13 protein-coding genes and 2 pseudogenes are annotated in these 18,104 nt (G+C 71.6%); 10 read left to right on the top strand and 5 right to left on the bottom strand.

The features are described 5' to 3' along the window. Positions 1-69: 69 nt before the first annotated feature. Positions 70-213, top strand: a pseudogene (locus AB0I06_RS01460) (amino acid acetyltransferase); the annotation flags it as partial. Then, positions 208-306 (top strand): annotated as a pseudogene (locus AB0I06_RS01455) (TetR/AcrR family transcriptional regulator); the annotation flags it as partial. The pseudogenes AB0I06_RS01460 and AB0I06_RS01455, both read left to right, overlap by 6 nt. Positions 307-383: 77 nt before the next feature. Here the strand turns inward: AB0I06_RS01455 and AB0I06_RS01450 are convergent. After that, complete coding sequence (locus AB0I06_RS01450) at positions 384-1,583, bottom strand: low specificity L-threonine aldolase (protein ID WP_363116674.1); 1,200 nt, start codon at positions 1,581-1,583, stop codon at positions 384-386. Between the two features lie 675 nt (positions 1,584-2,258). Next, positions 2,259-3,014, bottom strand: a complete 756-nt coding sequence (locus tag AB0I06_RS01445; protein WP_363116673.1) for an alpha/beta hydrolase — start codon at positions 3,012-3,014, stop codon at positions 2,259-2,261. Positions 3,015-3,144: 130 nt separating this feature from the next. Between AB0I06_RS01445 and AB0I06_RS01440 the strand changes: the two genes are divergently transcribed. After that, on the top strand, positions 3,145-3,549 hold the full coding sequence (locus AB0I06_RS01440) for a helix-turn-helix domain-containing protein (protein ID WP_363116672.1): 405 nt from the start codon (positions 3,145-3,147) through the stop codon (positions 3,547-3,549). A 181-nt stretch (positions 3,550-3,730) separates the two neighbouring features. Then, positions 3,731-5,284: an alpha/beta hydrolase gene (locus tag AB0I06_RS01435; RefSeq protein WP_363116671.1), complete on the top strand. Its 1,554-nt coding sequence runs from the start codon at positions 3,731-3,733 to the stop codon at positions 5,282-5,284. Between the two features lie 657 nt (positions 5,285-5,941). On the opposite strand, the gene AB0I06_RS01430 is transcribed toward AB0I06_RS01435, so the two are convergent. Beyond that, the gene (locus AB0I06_RS01430) at positions 5,942-8,398 is read right to left on the bottom strand and encodes a SpoIIE family protein phosphatase (protein WP_363116670.1); all 2,457 of its coding nucleotides are present in this window, start codon (positions 8,396-8,398) and stop codon (positions 5,942-5,944) included. A 508-nt stretch (positions 8,399-8,906) separates the two neighbouring features. On the opposite strand from AB0I06_RS01430, the gene panD reads away from it, so the two are divergent. Beyond that, positions 8,907-9,326 (top strand): aspartate 1-decarboxylase, encoded by a 420-nt coding sequence (panD, locus tag AB0I06_RS01425; RefSeq protein ID WP_363116669.1) that lies wholly within the window; start codon positions 8,907-8,909, stop codon positions 9,324-9,326. A gap of 24 nt (positions 9,327-9,350) precedes the next feature. Next, a complete protein-coding gene (locus tag AB0I06_RS01420) occupies positions 9,351-9,725 on the top strand; it encodes a GNAT family N-acetyltransferase (protein ID WP_363116668.1) in 375 nt (124 codons plus the stop codon). 485 nt (positions 9,726-10,210) lie between these two features. Here the strand turns inward: AB0I06_RS01420 and gndA are convergent, their stop codons facing one another. Further along, the gene (gene gndA / locus AB0I06_RS01415; protein WP_363116667.1) at positions 10,211-11,650 is read right to left on the bottom strand and encodes an NADP-dependent phosphogluconate dehydrogenase; all 1,440 of its coding nucleotides are present in this window, start codon (positions 11,648-11,650) and stop codon (positions 10,211-10,213) included. Positions 11,651-12,000: 350 nt separating this feature from the next. On the opposite strand from gndA, the gene AB0I06_RS01410 reads away from it, so the two are divergent. Next, the gene (locus AB0I06_RS01410; RefSeq protein WP_363116666.1) at positions 12,001-13,212 is read left to right on the top strand and encodes a transglycosylase family protein; all 1,212 of its coding nucleotides are present in this window, start codon (positions 12,001-12,003) and stop codon (positions 13,210-13,212) included. On the opposite strand, the gene AB0I06_RS01405 is transcribed toward AB0I06_RS01410, so the two are convergent. Continuing rightward, positions 13,202-14,632: a DMT family transporter gene (locus AB0I06_RS01405; RefSeq protein WP_363116665.1), complete on the bottom strand. Its 1,431-nt coding sequence runs from the start codon at positions 14,630-14,632 to the stop codon at positions 13,202-13,204. The genes AB0I06_RS01410 and AB0I06_RS01405 overlap by 11 nt on opposite strands. 227 nt (positions 14,633-14,859) lie before the next feature. Between AB0I06_RS01405 and AB0I06_RS01400 the strand changes: the two genes are divergently transcribed. From AB0I06_RS01400 to glgC, 3 genes are read left to right on the top strand one after another with little or no spacing between them, the layout of a single operon-like run. Further along, positions 14,860-15,609: a (2Fe-2S)-binding protein gene (locus AB0I06_RS01400; RefSeq protein WP_363116664.1), complete on the top strand. Its 750-nt coding sequence runs from the start codon at positions 14,860-14,862 to the stop codon at positions 15,607-15,609. 39 nt (positions 15,610-15,648) lie between these two features. Continuing rightward, complete coding sequence (gene glgA / locus AB0I06_RS01395) at positions 15,649-16,800, top strand: glycogen synthase (protein WP_363116663.1); 1,152 nt, start codon at positions 15,649-15,651, stop codon at positions 16,798-16,800. A gap of 51 nt (positions 16,801-16,851) precedes the next feature. Beyond that, positions 16,852-18,072, top strand: coding sequence for a glucose-1-phosphate adenylyltransferase (gene glgC, locus AB0I06_RS01390; RefSeq protein WP_363116662.1), 1,221 nt, complete (start codon positions 16,852-16,854; stop codon positions 18,070-18,072). Positions 18,073-18,104 lie beyond the last annotated feature (32 nt).

Here is an 18,104-nt window from a genome sequence, read left to right as displayed (position 1 = left end):
ACCCCCTTGACCACGGCCACGCCGCCCCCCGCCGCGCCGCCACACGCCCTGTCGGTGCTGACGCCCTTCGTGCGTCCCGCCCGCCCGGACGAGGCCCACGCCCTCGCCGCCCTGTCCCGGCCCTTCGTCCGCTCGGGCGCGCTGCGCGAACGCCCTGTCTCCCTCTACGCCGCCCAGGCCGCCGACTTCCTGGTGCTGGAGGCACCCGACGGCGCCAGCGCCCGCGCGGGCATCGGGGCGGACAAACTGACGGGTCTCATCGCGCCCACGGTGACCACCCTGCTCGACGCGGCAGGCATGCGCTGACGCGTCGTCCCCGGCTTCGCGCTTCTCCTGCCCGGGGGTCGGGGCGCACGCCCGGCCTCTTGGGCTTCCGCCGCCGGCTACCTCGTCTCGCGGTTCGCGGAGAAGGCAGGCTCTTCCCCCAGTACTTCGATCGCCTTTTCCAACGCGCGGACCCTGCGGCGCAGTTGCACCAGTTCCTCGCGCTCGGCCGTGGTCAGCGCGCCCGCCGGTCCTTGGCCTCGCTCCGTCGCCAGTTCCTCCGCGATCGCCGCCGCGAACGCGTCCACATCGCTCTCGGTGGTGTCGAAGGAGGTCATCCAGCGGACCTCGCCGGCCTGCTCGTCCCAGGTGTAGAAGCGGAAGCGCTTCTGGAGGCGCTCGGTGACGGCCGGCGGCAGGACGGCGAAGATCTGGTTGGCCTGCACCGGGCGGGAGATCTCCAGGCCCGGCAGGTCCCGCACCGCCTCGTACAACCGCTGGGTCATCGCGTTGGAGCGGGCCGCCGAACGCAGCCAGAGGTCGCCACCCAGCAGCGCCTCGAACTGCACCGACAGGAAACGCATCTTGGAGCCCAGCTGCATGCTCGTCTTGCGCAGGTGGGCCATACCGCGCACCGCGTCCTCGTTGAGCACGATCACCGCCTCACCGAAGAGCAGCCCGTTCTTGGTGCCGCCGAGCGAGAGGACGTCCACGCCGGCGTCGGTGGTCATCTCCCGCAGGGATACGCCGAGGGTGGCGGCGGCGTTGGCGAGCCGGGCGCCGTCCAGGTAGACGAGCATGCCGAGGCCGTGCGCGTGGTCGCAGATCGCTCGGATCTCATCCGGCGTGTAGCAGGTGCCGAGCTCGGTGGACTGGGCGATGGAGACGACCCTGGGCCGGGCCCGGTGCTCGTCCTCGAAGCCCCACGCCTGACGGTCGATCAGCTCAGGGGTGAGCTTGCCGTCCCATGCGGGCACCGTCAGGAGTTTGATCCCGGCGACCTTCTCGGGCGCCCCGCCCTCGTCGACGTTGACGTGGGCCGACTCGGCGCAGACCACGGCGTCCCAGCGGTCGAGCATGGTCTGCAGCGCGACCACGTTCGCGCCGGTGCCGTTGAAGACCGGGTACGTGTGCGCGGTGGGGCCGAAGTGGCCGCGCACCACTTCCTGGAGGCGCTCGGTGTAGACGTCGGCGCCGTAGCTGACCTGGTGGCCGCCGTTGGCCAGGGCGATCGCCGCGAGGATCTCGGGGTGAACACCCGCGTAGTTGTCGCTGGCGAAGCCGCGCTCGTCCGGGTCGTGTCGTCGCTGTACGGTCATGGTGCTCGCCTACTTGTCTCGGTCGGACGGGTGTGACACATGCGGCCTCGCCGGGGAAGCGGGGGGTCCGACCACGAGCGCGCGGGCAGAACGAAGTGCATCTGTGTGCGGCAAAGCGAAATCCCCCGGGGCGGAGCTGTACGGGACCGGACTCGCGATCGCGGCCCTGGTCATGATCTTTCTATCCGGGTGCCTTGGCCACGGTCAATGGAGATCACCGCAAAATTACCTGCGAGAACGGACCTGGGCCGCACATTTTCCGGCGCGAGAGTCCCATCGGAGCCGGTTCGACTCCCGGAAACGACTGAACGCCTTCGTGACGGTTCTAGCGGCGAGCCGTCCCCCTCGGCCCGCTCGGGCACGAGCGGACGCGGCCCCTGGCGGGATGGGCGTCACTTCGGCTCGGCCGATGTGCCGGCCCTGCGGGCCGGGGCGTAGGCGCGGAGGAGGCCGCACATGCCCAGTGTCTGTCGGGGGCCCACTCGATGGGGCCGTCCGTGTCTGCCTGGACGTGCAAGCCCTTAAGGATTCGGGACCAGGCGCTGCCGATCTGCCGGCGTCGGAAGACGACGACCCTTTGTTCGTACCGGCGGCAGTAATGGCTTGAACCGTTCCCACTGCGCGTTGGTGAGGTCTCCACCCCCCACTTCAGAGTCTCCCGCAGTGTTGATCACCTCATTGAGCGGCAAGGAAGCGCAGGACATGTGGCATGACTTCGGCGGACCGCACCCAGCCCCCACGGTGATCGGCATCGGGCACGGAGAAGAAGACGGCTCCAGTGCGTAGTGCGACACCACGCATCGGTTCATGCCAGGGGTCGGCTGTGCCGCAGTACATCAGCATCGGGACGCCGGTGGACGCCAGACCCGCGTCCAGGCCACGGTCGTGGCGGAACGCTTCGTAGTTCGCGCGTAATGCCGCAGGATCGGCGGCGTCGATGACAGCGGCTTGGGCGGGATCTGCGTAGGCGCCCTGGCGCAGCAGGTGGAACGCGTCCGTGTCGGCAGGCAGCCCGAGTTGCCGCAATGTGTGCTCCAGTGCGGAGGTGAAGCCGTCCACGGGATCCCAGGAGCCGGCGATGACCCGGGTGCACCGCTCGGGCACATACAGCGCCGCTCCAAGGGCGGTCAACGCGCCCATCGAGTAGCCCCAGACGGTAGCTCGGTCAGCGCCGAGATCGTCGAGGACGGCGGTGACGTACTCGACTCGGCGCTCCAGGGCGTAGGCGGCGGAATCATGTGGTCCGTCGCTGGCCCCGAGGCCGAGCGGATCGAGGGTCACCACCGTGTGGTCGGTGGCCAAAGCCGCGGTGTACCCGGTGTCGCTCCAACTGGCACCGGTTTGGAACATGCCCGGATGCAGAACCAGCACCGGCCCCTCCCCGGACACCTCATAGAAGATCTTGAATCCGTTGCTGCGCGCTATCGGCACCGTCGCTCCTGGTGTACTGCGTGGCCGGACTTCCTGAAAGCGCGCCCGCACGGCTGCCACCAGGAACGTTACGCCTTGTAACAACCGTTATCGTGCAGCATGCTCAGACCCTGCGGAAGGAGGCACTTTCATGTCGCAACGGAACACCGCGATAACAGACCAGGTCACACCGCCACCCCCGGCCGGGGCTCCGGACATCCCCGACTGCCCGCTGCGGGAGGTACTCGCCCTGATCGGCGACAAGTGGAGCGCCCAGGTGCTGGTCGTGCTCGGCGACGGTCCGCACCGGTTCACCGAGCTGGAACGCGCCATCGAGGGCATCAGCCGCCGGATGCTGACACTCAGCCTGCGCAACCTGGAACGGAACGGGCTGATCACCCGCACCGTCCACCCCGACGCACCACCGCGCGTGGAGTACGCCACCACCCCCTTGACCGACGAAATCCGCGAACCACTGGAGGCCCTGGCGTCGTGGGCCGACCGGAACAGGCCGGCCGTCGCGGCCGCACGCCACGCGTACGACAACTGCCACTGAACCTGGCAACACCAAGCCGCTACGCAGCGATTGGTCTGTCCCCGAACAGTCGCGGCCGGAGCCAGTCCGAGACCTCAAACACGGCCTAGTACCCTGCACTCATTCGACGGTCGGACGATCACAGGCAGGGGCATGCGGGCGCGAGGCCCGGGCGTCCAGGGGCGGGAACGCGGGGGTTTCGATGAGTGACGCACGTTTGTTACGAAGCCACAGACCGGGCCTCTCGGCCGGTGCGCTCATCATCGCAGGGGTCGTCCTGGCCGCGATCGGGGCCATCGGCGCCTGGCTCCAGCGCGACGCTCCCGGCCGGAGCGCGGAACCACGTACGGAGTTCACCGCGAACAACCCGCCCGCCGGTCTGCCCACCGCGCTCACCACCGGCCAGCACCTCCACTGGTCCCGCTGCACCTCGCCGCCCGCCGCGCGCACGGGCTACGACTGCGCCGTCATGAAGACCCCCCTCGACTACCGGAAACCAGAGGGCAGGACGATCGACGTCGCCCTGATCCGCCGCAAGGCCACCGGCCCGAACGCCCGGCGCATCGGCTCGCTCGTCCTCAACTTCGGCGGGCCCGGCGTGTCCGGCGTGAGCGGACTGCCCGAACGCCTCAACCAGTACAAGCCGCTCCTCGACCGCTACGACCTGGTCTCCTTCGACCCGCGCGGCGTCGGCGCGACCATCCCCGTGCGCTGCGGAAAGACCGCGGACGACACCGGCTATGACGGGACCGACGCCTGCGCCGAGCACTCCGGGGCTCTCCTCCCGTACATAGGCACCTCGCACACCGCGCGCGACCTCGACCTCATGCGCTACCTCCTCGGCGACGAGCGGCTGCACTACTTCGGGGTCTCGTACGGAACGACGCTCGGCGCGGTCTACGCCCACCTGTACCCGTCGCACGTCGGGCGGCTCGTCCTCGAAGCACCCGTCGATCCGACCGAGGACCTCAGCGAGGAGCAGGTGTCGCAGGTCAAGGCGGTCCAGGCGGCGTTCGACCGGTTCGCTGCGCACTGCGCGGCCCGTATCCGCCACTGCCCGACCGGCGACGGGCCCGAGGAGGCCGCGCGACGCATGGCGCGCCTGGCCGACCGCCTGGGAAAGAAGCCCGCCCCGGCCGGCGGCGGAAGAAACCTGGACGCCGACGACCTCGCGCACAGCGTCGGCGACCATCTCGTCCTCGGCACGGACGGCTGGTCACCGCTCGCCAAGGCCCTCACCGCGCTGATCGACCACAACGACGGCCGTGCGCTGAGCAAGGGCGCGGACGACTTCGGCTCGGCCGACCGCGCGGCCACACCGCTGGACAACAGCCGCGTCGCCCAGACCGCGATCACCTGCGCGGACTCCAGCCTGCGCCCCGGCCTCGAACGCCTCGACAGGGACGAGGCCCGCGTCGCAGCCGCCTCGCCCGTCTTCGGCGCGGCCTGGTCCACCGGCGTATACCTCTGTTACGACTGGCCGTTCGAGGGCGAGCGCGCCACGCCCCAGGTGAACGCCGACGGCGCCGCCCCCGTCCTGGTGGTCGGCGGCACCGGCGACCCGACTACCCCATACCCCGGCGCCCGCCACATGGCCCGCGCCCTGGGCGACGGTGTCGGCGTGCTCCTGACGGCCGAGGAGGAGGGCCACGGCACATACCCGCAGAACCGCTGCGTCAAGGAGACGGTCGACCAATACCTCCGCACGGGCCGCACCCCGGCCCCGGGGACGGTGTGCCGGGGCAGCATGTCCTGAGACACCGACCGGTCCGAGACAGCCTTGGGGTGGGTGCCGGGTCGATCGTCTGGGGCATGGCCGCCGACGGAACGACGGGAAATCTGGACACGGCCTGGCTCCCGCTTGGGAACGTTCGCTGCGTGACTCGACAGCTCGTCCGGGGCATGGGTGGGCTGCGATGCGTCATGATCACCCGCCCCCGCGAACGGGGCTGGCCCTGGGTCGGCAGGGCGGCCAACAGCCGACTGGAGCGACACGGTATCGAGTCGCGGCGGTGCTGAGGTTGGATCTGGAAAAGTTGCCCGCGCGCCGCCTCGGCGCGGAACGGGGACGTCCGCCGCGACGTCCGGCTCGCAAAGAGGGCGACCACGGCGATGTCCTCGGCGTCGGCCAGCCGCCCGGTGGCACGACCGCCTCGGCGAACTGGTCGACGTCCGGCCCCGCGGCGCCCAGCAGGCCAGGGGGCCGCGTGGGTCCCGGGCTGAGAACGTCGACCCGGAATCGGCGCTCCCGCGACTGCCGGGCCCAGTCGGGCAGGAGGTTGCTCACCGCTGCCTTCGAGGCGGTCCAGACCTGGAGTTGCTCATCGGGGCCGGCGCCTGACGGGCCGCGGGACGCGGCCGCTCCGGTTCTGCCCGCACTCCAGCGCCCATGGTCCGCATGAGGACGGTGCGGTCATGGGAGCTCCTGCTCGGCCCAGATGATCTTCCCTTCGGGCGTGTACCGGGCACCCCAGCGATGGGAGAGCTGGGCGACGAGGAAGAGGCCGCGGCCGCCCTCGTCCATGCTGCGGGCGTGCCTCAGGCGAGGAGCCGTACTGCTGCCGTCGGCGACCTCGCAGATCAGGCGAGCGTCACGGAGCAGTCGCAGGCGTACGGGGCCCGAGGCGTAGCGGATCGCGTTGGTGACGAGTTCGCTGACGATGAGCTCCGTCGTCATGGCCAGTTCCCGGCAGCTCCAGGTCTCGACCTGACGTGTCGCGGCTGCGCGGACGTCACCGACGGCGGCCGGGTCCAGCGGCACGTCCCAGGAGGCGACCTGATCGGGGCCCATGGCGTGGGCGCGGGCGAGCAGCAGGGCGACGTCGTCGGGCTGCGGCGCGGGAACGAGCCGGCGCACCGCGTTCGCGCACAGAGTTTCCAGGTCGGAGCCGGGCGAGCACAGCAGATGCCCGAGACGGGACATGCCACCCTCGATGTCGCGGTCGGTCCCCTCGATCAGGCCGTCGGTGTAGAGGCCGAAGATGCTGTACTCGGGGAGTTCGATCTCGGTGGCCTCGAAGGCCATGCCGCCCAGCCCGAGCGGAGGACCGGCGGGAAGCTCCGGGAAGGAGAACTGCCCGTCGGGGGTGACGACGACCGGCGGTGGATGGCCGGCCCGGGCCAGCGTGCACCGCTGTGTCACCGGGTCGTAGACGGCGTACAGGCAGGTCGCTCCGAGGAAGGCGGTGGCGGCCTGGTCGGCGGGGTCGGTGGTCGATTCCTCGCTCAGCCGGAGCACCAGGTCGTCGAGGTGGGCCAGCAGCTCATCGGGGGGCAGGTCCATGTCGGCGAGGGTCTGCACGGCGGTGCGCAGCCGGCCCATCGTCGCCGCCGCGGTGATGCCGTGGCCGACCACGTCACCGACGACCAGACCCACACGGGCACCGGACAGCGGGATCACATCGAACCAGTCGCCGCCGACCCCGCCCGACGCGTCCGCCGGCAGGTACTGGGAGGCCACCTCCAGTGCTGTTCCACCGGTCAGGGCGTGGGGGAGCAGGCTGCGCTGCAGCGTGACCGCCGCGGTGTGTTCCCTGGTGTAGCGGCGGGCGTTGTCGACGCACAGCGCCGCCCGCGCCACCAGCTCCCGGGCCAGCAGCACGTCGTCTTGCTGGAACGAGGTGGTGTTCACCGACCGGGCGAAAGTGGCGAGACCGAGGACGGTGTTACGCGCCCGCATCGGCACCGAGATGAGGGAGTGCAGACCGAACTCGCGGATGCTGGCCGTCCTGGCCGGCTGCTCGGTGATCCACAGGGGATCGCTCGGGTCGAGCACGGGTATGAAGATCGGTTCGCCGTCGACGAGCAGGTTCGCGTCGTGCGGCGGGGGAACGAAGTCGACCTTGTCTCCTGTCCGCGCGACGGCCTCCGGGCAGCCCGGTCGTACGGAGCTCATTCCGGCCCGGCGCATCACCGGCCGGGCCGGCGCCGGCCCGGCGTCGGGCAACCAGGTCCCCTGGCCCTCGCCGCTCAGGACCGGCTCGAGAAGGTCGACGATGACGAAGTCGGCGAAGCGCGGAACAGCGAAGTCGGCGAGTTCCTGCGCCGTGCGCATCACGTCCAGCGTCCTGCCGATGCTGGTCCCGGCCTCGCTGACCAGCGACAGCAGTCGGCGGGCGTTCCAGCGCTCGGTGACGTCCATGACCATGTAGCACAGCCCGGTGATGGAGTCGTTGGCATCCACCAGCGGGAAGAACGAGGTGGAGTAGGCGTGCTGACGGTGCGGGTCCGCCCAGCTCCATCCCATGTACTCGTAGTCGGTGACCGGCACGCCGGTCGTGAGCACCTTGCGCATCACGCCCTCGAGGGTCTCCGCCTGCAGGCCCGGCAGCAGGTCGCTCAGCCGGCGCCCCAGCCGTTGTTCACGTGGCACACCGCCGAAACGCTCCAGGGTGTCGTTGACCCAGACGTAGCGCATCTCCAGATCCATCACCGCCATGCCGACCGGAGAGCGGGTCAGAAAGCCGTCGAGGACGGACTCGCCCATGGTCCACTGCTGCCGGTCCGGTCGTGCCGAGATCAGAAAACACTCGTCCTCGCCGATGTGGAAGGACCCGGACACGCGCAGGCTGACCTCGACGGGAGCACTGTCGCGCCAGACGGCGACCCGGCCGCTCCAGCCCATTCCCGCGCGGCATCGTTCCGCGATACGGGCGACGCGTACCGGGTCCCCGGGCATCGCCAGCAGCTCTGCGGCGGGACGCCCGACCACCTGCGCACTGGAGTAGCCGAGGAGTGCTTCGGCCCCCCGCGTCCAGCCGATCACCTTGCCGGCCGCGGACACCAGCGCTACCGCGTCGGCGGACGCATCGAGGAGGTCGTGCGGTCCTACGGGCGGAGGCGCGTCGAATCCGTCTCGCACAGGCGCCATGGCTCTCACCTCTACACGCCAGTATGTTCCCGCCCGGGCCCTGATGCGCATGCTCCGGGCGCGGGGTCAGCCCCCTCGGAAACGCGGGGAACGTCGTTTCCATGGCGTTGGCAACCATCGGAATCTCCTCCCGGGCTGGGGAATGCTCGGGCAGACCGTGTGCCCTTCCGAGTACAAGCGCTTTCCACGTGGGCCGTGTGAGAAGCGCCGCATGTCCGGTCGAGCACCTCCCCCTGACTGCCGTTCAGACCGTCTGCGTGACGGTCATCACGGATGTCCTTCGGGGGGTGCTGCGTAGGCTTGGGCCGTCGCCACGGCGGGGTCCGCGAGAGTGGGCGAAGCCTTCCCCCGGTCACCTGACGAGGCGTCAGAAAAGTCAGCGAGTGGTCAGCGCGAGTCCTGGAAAACTCAGGCTCAGCTGCCCGGACATGCGACTCGTTGTAGGGTGTCGAAACAGCCCTTGACCTGCAAAAACGCAGGCAGGGAGCCTACTCGTGGGAGTGCCCCGATGTTGCGTACAATGTTCAAGTCCAAGATCCACCGAGCCACCGTCACCCAGGCCGACCTGCACTACGTGGGATCCGTGACCATCGACGCCGACCTGCTCGACGCCGCCGATCTGCTGCCCGGCGAGCTCGTGCACATCGTGGACATCACCAACGGCGCCCGGCTCGAGACGTACGTCATCGAGGGGGAGCGCGGGTCCGGTGTCATCGGGATCAACGGGGCCGCCGCCCATCTCGTCCACCCCGGCGACCTAGTGATCATCATCAGCTACGCCCAGGTGACGGACGCCGAGGCGCGGGCACTCATCCCCCGGGTCGTGCACGTGGATCACGACAACCGGATCGTGGCCCAGGGCGCCGACCCGTCCGAGCCGGTGCCGGGCTCGGACCAGGAGCGCAGCCCGCAGGCCGTCCGGGCCTGACCGAAGCCGAGGAGGAGCGTGGCGATGACCGACCCGAAGACCGGCGACCCGAAGACCGCCGACCCCGAGATCCGTGACGATCGGGAGGCCGGCCGGCTGGAGGCCGTGTCCGGAGGTGAAGTCGTCGGCCGCATCGAGTACTTCGTGCTGGAGAGCCCCGAGCGCGCGCTCGTGCCCGTGCACACGGTCGTCGAGCCGGCCCACGAGGGCCAGGGCATCGCCGGTTCGCTCGCGCGCGAGCTGTTCGCCCTCGCCCGCCGCGAGCACAGCGCGGTCGCCTCGCTCTGCCCGTACGTCACCAAGTGGGCCGAGCGCCATCCCGACGAGGCGCAGCCGGCCGGCCAGGAGCTCCTGGCGGCGGCCAAGGACTGGCTGAGGGCCCACCCCGGCCGCTTCTGACGACAGGGCCCGCCCCCGCCGTCACCCGACCCCGGCCCCGCTACCCCCCACCTGGTCCCCTCCCGTCCTGCGGGGGAGTGACTGGGGAGGCGGGGGCCGGGTAGGCGGGGCAGTAGTCCAGAGCCGGAGTCGACCCAACTGGCTGGAGGACCTGATGACGAACCCGATCCCCGACCCCGTGCCGCCGGCCCCGACACCGGGCCCGGAGCCGCACCCCGACCCGGTCCCGAACCCGCAGCCCCCGCCGGGCCCGGAGCCGACCCCGCCGCCGCCCGCGCCCACCCCGCCGCCGGGCCCTACACCGCCGGCGCCGCCGGGTCCCAGCCCTGTACCGGGGCCCGACCCGTCCCCGATCCCGCCGGGCCCGGAGCCCGTACCGAACCCGGAGCCGGGCCCGCCCCTGTCCTGACCCCGGTACGCGAACGGGGCGGTGGACGGCACACCCTGCCGTCCACCGCCCCGCGTACGTCCCTCGGTGCCGGCGCCTACGCGGAGGTCTCCGACCGGTCCCCGCCCCACAGCGTGTGGAACGAACCGTCGCGGTCCACCCTGCGGTACGTGTGCGCACCGAAGTAGTCCCGCTGCCCCTGCGTCAGCGCCGCCGGCAGCCGCTCCGCGCGCAGGGCGTCGTAGTAGGCGAGGGCCGCTGCGAAACCGGGCGTCGGCACACCCTGGCGGGTCGCGGCGACCAGCACCTCACGCCAGTCCTCCTGGGCGTCCGCGATCTCCTGCGCGAACGTCGCGTCCGCCAGCAGGCTCGGCAGGTCCGGCCGGGCGTCGTACGCGGCCCGGATCCGGTCCAGGAACGCCGCACGGATGATGCAGCCGCCCCGCCACAGCGCCGACACCGCACCCAGGTCGATGTCCCAGCCGTACTCGCCGCGGGCCGCGTCGATCTCGTGGAAGCCCTGCGTGTACGACACGATCTTCGACGCGTACAGCGCCTGCTCCACCCGGTCGGCGAACGCCCGGGCCTCCGCCTCGCCGAGCGGCTGCGCCTTCGGGCCGGCCAGCCCCCGCGAGGCCTCCCGCAGCTCCGCGTGGCCCGACAGCGAGCGCGCGAAGACCGCCTCGGCGATCCCGGACACCGGCACGCCCAGGTCCAGCGCGATCTGCACGGTCCAGCGGCCGGTGCCCTTCTGCTCGGCCTGGTCCACCACCACGTCCACGAACGGCTTGCCCGTCTCCGCGTCCACGTGCGACAGCACCTCGGCCGTGATCTCGATCAGGTACGAGTCCAGACGGCCCCGGTTCCACGTCCGGAAGATCTCCGCGATCTCGGCGGGGGAGTACCCGGCGACGTCCCGCAGCAGCTGGTACGCCTCGCCGATCAGCTGCATGTCCGCGTACTCGATGCCGTTGTGCACCATCTTCACGAAGTGCCCGGCCCCGTCCGGACCGACATGGGAGACGCACGGCGAACCGTCCGCCGCCTTCGCCGAGATCTTCTCCAGCATCGGGCCCAGCGAGTCGTAGGACTCCTTCGGGCCGCCCGGCATGATGCTCGGGCCGTTCAGCGCGCCCTCCTCACCGCCGGAGACGCCCATGCCGACGAAGTGGATGCCCTGCTCGCGCAGCTCGCGCTCCCGGCGCCGGGTGTCCGCGAAGTGCGCGTTGCCGCCGTCGATGATCATGTCGCCGGGCTCCAGCAGCGGCGCGAACTCCTGGATCACCGCGTCCGTGGGCTCACCGGCCTTCACCATCACGACCAGCCGGCGGGGCCGCTCCAGCGCCGCCACGAAGTCCTTGGCGCTCTCGCACGCGATGAACTCCCCCTCGCCGCCGAACTCGTCCACCAGGGCGCGCGTACGCGCCGGCGTCCGGTTGTGCACCGCGACCGTGTAGCCGTTGCGGGCGAAGTTGCGCGCGAGGTTGCGGCCCATGACCGCGAGACCCGTGACGCCGATCTGCGCTGTACTGCTCATTCGGTTCGCTCCTAAAGACCTCGGTATCGGTGCTGACGCCGGGAGGTGCCAGGGCACCACCCGCCGACCATCCTTACGTGCCGCTCCTTCGTCCGCACGCGCGGGTGGCACGACGTCGCGCAGCCTGATACGCGCGGCAGCCCCCGTCGCACTCAGCCGACGCACGCGTCCCCGCGCACGGCGCACCCGCGCACGGTGTGCCGTCCGCGGTGCACCATCGGGGCGCACGTCGCGCAACAGGGGCCTCATACCGGCCATTTGGGCTCCCGGGCGGCGAAAAGCCGTCTTGTTCTGGCCGGTTCGCAGCGCTTACTTTTGCCCCTCCTGACGCATGTCTAGGGGGGCTTTCGATGGCCGTACGCGGCCGGCACCGCCGGTATCAGCCGAACAGGATCAACCGCGCCTCACTCACCGTCACAGCGGGCGGTGCGGGTATGGCGCTGCCGTTCATGGGGACCGGCGCCGCCCAGGCGGCGGACGTCGACACCTGGAACAAGGTCGCCGCCTGCGAGTCCACCAGCAACTGGAGCATCAACACCGGCAACGGCTTCTACGGCGGGCTGCAGTTCACCCAGTCCACCTGGGAGGCCTACGGCGGCCGGGCCTACGCGGCCCGCGCCGACCTGGCGAGCAAGGACCAGCAGATCGCCGTCGCCGAGAAGGTCCTCGACGGGCAGGGCCCGGGCGCCTGGCCGGTCTGCTCGGCACGGGCCGGACTGACCCGGGGCGGCGCCGAGCCCGGCATCCGGCCGGCCGCCGAGCGCACGAAGCGGAAGGAGGCGGCCAAGAAGACCTCCTTCGACGACGTACGGCCGCAGTCCACACCGCAGTCCCGGGCGGGCAACGCCGAGATGTACACCGTCGTGCGGGGTGACACGCTCTCCGGCATCGCGGACGAGCAGGACGTCCGGGGCGGCTGGCGGGGTCTGTACTCCGTGAATCGGTCCGCCATAGGGTCCGACCCCGATCTGATCGTGCCGGGTCAGCGTCTCGCGCTGCGCGGCGACGGAGCCACGAAGACGCGCCCCGCGCACCGCCCGGCGCCGTCGGCCGAGCCCCCGGCGAAGAAGCCGGCCCAGGACCACGCGAAGGAACGGCCCAAGGAGCGGGCCAAGGAGGAGAGCCGGGAGCGGGCCGGACGGTCCACGGCCACCCGGCAGGGCCTCGTCGCCCCCGTCAGCGCCTCCCTCGGCACGCCCTACCGCAAGGCGGGCTCCTCCTGGTCGAAGGGCTACCACACCGGCATCGACTTCCCCGTGCCCACGGGTACGACCGTCAAGTCGGTCGCGGCGGGCAGCGTCGTCAGCGCGGGGTGGGGTGGCTCGTTCGGCTACCAGGTCGTCGTCCGGCACGCCGACGGCCGCTACAGCCAGTACGCCCACCTGTCCGCGATCTCCGTGCGGGACGGGCAGTCGGTGAGCGCGGGCCAGCGCATCGGCCGCTCCGGCTCCACCGGGAACAGCTCGGGCCCGCATCTGCACTTCGAGGTGCGGACGGGGCCCGGGTTCGGTTCGGACGTCGACCCGGTGGCGTACCTCCGGGCCGGTGGCGTCAGGATCTGACACGCATGCGGTGCCGGTCGACCGTGGGAAGCGGCACGTACGGGATGCCGTAGAAGGGTACGTAGAGCGGGCGTTCGTCGGACACCGGCACCGACGACTCCCCGCTCTCGTACGGCCCGTCCTCCACGGAGGCCGTCCCGTCGGCCTCCGTGTCCGGCCCCGGCAGGGGTTCGAGTATCGCGGCCGGCGTCTCGGGCACGGTCACCGCAATCCCGACCGCCGCCGGCACGTCCGGCACCGGCACGGTCACCGCAATCCCGACCGCCGCCGGTGCGTCCGGTACCGACACCGGCACCAGCGCCTCCGCCGGGGTCTCCGCCCTGGCCGCGATCGCCGTCCCCCCCGGCCCCGGTGCGGGCACCGCGGGGATCACCGGTCCCGGTACGAGTACCGCGGGTGTCCCCGGCCCCGGCACGAGCACCGCGGCAGTCGCAGCCCGCCGGGGCTCCGGCCCTGCCGTGAGAAGCTCCCCGTCCGCCGTCACGAGCAGTGAGGCAGACGCCTCCTCCAAAGCCTCGCCCACGACGGCCTCGCCCACGACCCGCGGCGCGGGTCCCGCCGCCGGCAGGCCCTCCGCGGTCGCGGGCCGGTCGTGCGTGAGCCGTTCCGTCGTGAGCAGGATCAGGCCACCCGCGGCCACCACGCCACAGCTCAGCGCGAGTGCCGTGCCCGTCGTGCCGTAGCGGAAGGTCTCGCCGAACATCGTGATGCCGACCGCCGCCGCGACCACCGGGTTCACGACCGTCAGCGTGGCCAGCGGGGCCGCGAGGCCGGCACCCCGGTAGGAGGCCTGCGACAGCAGCATGCCGGCCGTGGCCAGCACACCGATCACCGCGAGGGACGGCACGTCCGCGGCCGACACGCCGCCGGTCCAGTCGACCGCGACGGTCTTGGTGAAGACGGAGGACATGCCGAAGGCGATCCCGGAGGCCGTCGCCAGCAGCATGCTGCGTACCGCCGGGTGCCGGTGCGCGGCCCTGGCGGCGATCATCAGCGCGACGACCACACCGGCCGTGACCACGGCGACGGCCACCCGCTGCACCGCGCTCAGCGACTGCGCGTCGGACGCGGCGACCAGGGAGAGCAGACCGGCGAGGCCCACCGTCGCCATGATCGCGCCACGCCAGGCCGTCGCACCGGCCTTGCGGCCGACGAACAGGGCCGCCATCGGCAGGGCCACCACGATGGTCAGCGCGCCCAGCGGCTGCACCAGGCTCAGCGGACCGTAGGCCAGCGCCACCACGTGCAGCAGACCACCGAGGCCGTTCAGCCCGACCGCCGCCCACCAGCCCGGCCGGCGCAGCGGAGCGTACTGCTCGCCCGGCGAGGACTCCGCCACCCGCTCCTGCACGATCGCCCCGCCGGCGTAGGCGAACGCCGAGACGAGGGAGAGCAGGACGGACAACGCGAGGGCGCTCATCGGCTGCTCCTCTGCGTCAGGCGGGGGCGCTCGGCCCGGCGCGGCGAAAGGTGGGCTTTCATGACCAACACCCTGCCGTGTCCAGGTCTTCCCGTCGTCGTCCCTGAGCACTCATTGGGTCCTACTGCCGATGGAGTACGAGGGGAGCCCCGTCATCCCCAGGGTGGGCGCTCCGGTGAGGGGCCACCGGGTCGCATCCCTTAGGGGCCTTGGTACTACTGCTCTTCGTGGACCTCGACCCCGACCTTGCCGCGCTCCGCCCGCTCGCCGGCTTCTTCGTGCTGCGCACGGAAGGGGCGCCGGCCGGAGCGTCGGCGAGTTCCCTTCCCACTCTCGCACAGGCCTATGCCGCCGCGTCACCGGACGTGTCAGTAAATCCCCTGATTTTTCGTGTGCGGAAGGTGGCCACCGCGCTGCGCGCCCCGGAGTCGCGGGTGGCCGCGTCCGTGACCCACCAGGGCCTCGCGGCCCGGCTCTGGTCGATCGCCCTCGGCTGCGCCGCGCTGTACGGCGGTGTCCCCGACCTCGACGCCCGGCTGCTGCGCTGGGACGCCGACGGCAGCGCTCCCGACGACCTGTGGCTCACAGAGGTACGGCCCCTGCCCGGGGACGCGGCGACCGTCGCGGACCTCGTGCTGCGCGGGCACCTCGTACCCCTGGCGGCGGCCCTGCGCGCCCACCACCGCCTCGCGCCGGGCCTGCTGCGGGGCAACGCCGCCTCCGCGCTGGCCGGCGCGGCCCGGGAGCTGGACCGCTGGGCCCGGCGGCACGGCCGTACGGACGTCGCCGCCCGGGCCCGTTCCCTGGCCTCGGAACTCCTCGCGCACCCCCTGCTCGGGGACGCCGGAAGCCTGACCGGCACCGCCTTCCGGCGCCGCAGCTGCTGCCTGTACTACCGGGTGCCCGGCGGGGGCGTCTGCGGTGACTGTTGCTTCACACGGCCGCCCCGCTCTTCCCCACGCGCCTCTTCTGGGTGACCATGAAAGGGAACGGCCGCTGAGAGCAGGGAGTTGCGGGTGCGCGTCGGACTGCTGACCCGGGAGTACCCGCCGGATGTGTACGGCGGTGCGGGCGTCCATGTGGAGTTCCTCGCCCGCGAGCTCAGACCGCTCGTCGACCTGGACGTGCACTGCTGGGGCGAGGGCCGCGCCGACGGTGTGCGGCGCCACCGGCCCTGGTCCGCGCTCGACGGCGCCAACGACGCGCTGCGCACCTTCTCCGTCGACCTCGCCATGGCCGCCGCCCTCGAAGGGCGCGAACTGGTGCACTCGCACACCTGGTACGCCAACCTCGGCGGCCACCTCGCCAAGCTGCTGTACGGCATCCCGCACGTGATGACCGCGCACTCCCTGGAGCCCCTGCGCCCCTGGAAGGCCGAGCAGCTCGGCGGCGGTTACGACCTGTCCAGCTGGGCGGAGCGCACCGCGATCGAGACGGCCGACGCGGTGATCGCCGTGTCCGCCGCCATGCGTGAGGACATCCTCGGCTGCTACCCGGCGCTGGACCCCGACCGGGTCCACATCGTGCACAACGGCATCGACACCACGCTCTACCGGCCGGACCACGGCACGGACGCCCTGGACCGCGTCGGCCTCGACCGCTCCCGCCCGTACGTGCTGTTCGTCGGCCGGATCACCCGCCAGAAGGGCGTTCCCCACCTGCTGCGCGCGGTGCGGGACATCGACCCGGCCGCGCAGGTCGTGCTGTGCGCGGGAGCCCCGGACACGCCGGAGATCGACCGGGAGTTCCGCGAGCTGTTCGCGGAGCTGAGCGAGGTCCGCGACGGGGTGTTCTGGATCCCGAAGATGCTGCCGCGCCCGGAGGTCATCCAGCTCCTGACGCACGCCGCGCTGTTCGTCTGCCCCTCGGTGTACGAGCCGCTCGGGATCGTGAACCTGGAGGCGATGGCCTGCGGCACCCCGGTGGTCGCCTCGGCGGTCGGCGGCATCCCCGAGGTCGTGGACGACGGCACCACCGGATTGCTCGTCGCGCCCGGTGACGCTTTCGAAGCGGGCCTGGCCCGTGCCATGGACACCGTCCTGGGCGATCCGGCCGCCGCCCGGCGGATGGGCGAGGCCGGGCGGGAGCGCGCGGTCGGCGAATTCGGCTGGGACGCGGTGGCCCGCCGCACGGTCCGGCTCTACGAGGAGATCGTCAAACAGGCTTAGTGGGTACTGCTCAGGGGCAGGCATCGGGAAATCGGCGTGAGGGGAGCGGCCATGCGAGGTGGTGGTCCTTCGGTCCTGGGGATCGTGCTGGCGGGCGGTGAGGGCAAGAGGCTGATGCCCCTGACCGCGGACCGTGCCAAACCGGCGGTGACCTTCGGCGGCACCTACCGCCTGGTCGACTTCGTCCTGTCCAACCTCGTCAACGCCGACATCCTGCGCATCTGCGTCCTGACGCAGTACAAGTCGCACTCGCTGGACCGGCACATCACCACGACCTGGCGGATGTCCAACCTGCTCGGGAACTACGTCACGCCCGTGCCCGCCCAGCAGCGCCTCGGCCCGCGCTGGTACCTGGGCAGCGCCGACGCGATTTTGCAGTCGCTGAACCTGATCTACGACGAGCGCCCCGAGTACGTCGCCGTCTTCGGCGCCGACCACGTCTACCGCATGGACCCGCGCCAGATGCTCACCCAGCACATCGAGAGCGGTGCGGGCGTGACGGTCGCGGGGATCCGGGTGCCGCGCACCGAGTCCTCGTCGTTCGGCGTGATCACGCCGGGCTCGGACGGGCAGACGGTGGAGCGCTTCCTGGAGAAGCCGGCCGACCCGCCGGGCCTCGTGGACGACCCGGACTGCGTCTTCGCCTCGATGGGCAACTACATCTTCACCACCAAGGCTCTCATCGAGGCGCTCAAGCGGGACGCCGAGGACGAGTCCTCCGTGCACGACATGGGCGGCTCGATCCTGCCCCAGCTCACCGAGCGGGGCGAGGCCGCGCTGTACGACTTCAGCGCCAACCACGTGCCCGGCGAGACCACCCGCGACCAGGGCTACTGGCGGGACGTGGGGACGCTGGACGCCTACTACGAGGCCCACATGGACCTCATCGCCGAGCGCCCCGCCTTCAACCTGTACAACCGCAGCTGGCCCATCTACACGCACTCGTACCAGCTCTCGCCGGCCCGCTTCAACGCCGGCGGTATCGCCAGCGAGTCGATCATCAGCGCCGGCTGCCTGGTGCGCGGACAGGTGACGCGGTCCGTGCTGTCGCCGGGTGTGGTGGTCGACCCGGGGGCGGTGGTGCAGGGCTCGGTGCTGCACGACAACGTGCACATCGGCCGGGGCGCGGTGGTGCGCGGCGCCGTCCTCGACAAGAACGTGGAGGTGCCGCCGGGCGCCACCATCGGCGTCAACCCGGAGCGGGACGCGGAGCTGTACACGGTGTCCAAGGGCGGCGTCATCGCCCTGGGAAAGGGGCAGTTGGTCCCCTGACGCGGGGCGCACCGGCCCTGGTCGAGGGCCGG

Origin of the sequence: Streptomyces sp. NPDC050674, assembly GCF_040654575.1 — a bacterium.
GTDB lineage: Bacteria > Actinomycetota > Actinomycetes > Streptomycetales > Streptomycetaceae > Streptomyces.
Note: the sequence above shows the minus strand (reverse complement) of the source record. Positions and strands in the feature narration are given on the sequence as shown.

What these genes read in the sequence shown, in the direction of transcription:
- AB0I06_RS01450 (WP_363116674.1), bottom strand. Translation starts at nt 1,583, where the DNA reads ATGACCGTACAGCGACGACACGACCCGGACGAGCGCGGCTTCGCCAGC.
- AB0I06_RS01440 (WP_363116672.1), top strand. Translation starts at nt 3,145, where the DNA reads ATGTCGCAACGGAACACCGCGATAACAGACCAGGTCACACCGCCACCC.
- AB0I06_RS01435 (WP_363116671.1), top strand. Translation starts at nt 3,731, where the DNA reads ATGAGTGACGCACGTTTGTTACGAAGCCACAGACCGGGCCTCTCGGCC.
- AB0I06_RS01430 (WP_363116670.1), bottom strand. Translation starts at nt 8,398, where the DNA reads ATGGCGCCTGTGCGAGACGGATTCGACGCGCCTCCGCCCGTAGGACCG.
- panD (WP_363116669.1), top strand. Translation starts at nt 8,907, where the DNA reads ATGTTGCGTACAATGTTCAAGTCCAAGATCCACCGAGCCACCGTCACC.
- AB0I06_RS01420 (WP_363116668.1), top strand. Translation starts at nt 9,351, where the DNA reads ATGACCGACCCGAAGACCGGCGACCCGAAGACCGCCGACCCCGAGATC.
- gndA (WP_363116667.1), bottom strand. Translation starts at nt 11,650, where the DNA reads ATGAGCAGTACAGCGCAGATCGGCGTCACGGGTCTCGCGGTCATGGGC.
- AB0I06_RS01410 (WP_363116666.1), top strand. Translation starts at nt 12,001, where the DNA reads ATGGCCGTACGCGGCCGGCACCGCCGGTATCAGCCGAACAGGATCAAC.
- AB0I06_RS01405 (WP_363116665.1), bottom strand. Translation starts at nt 14,632, where the DNA reads ATGAGCGCCCTCGCGTTGTCCGTCCTGCTCTCCCTCGTCTCGGCGTTC.
- glgC (WP_363116662.1), top strand. Translation starts at nt 16,852, where the DNA reads ATGCGAGGTGGTGGTCCTTCGGTCCTGGGGATCGTGCTGGCGGGCGGT.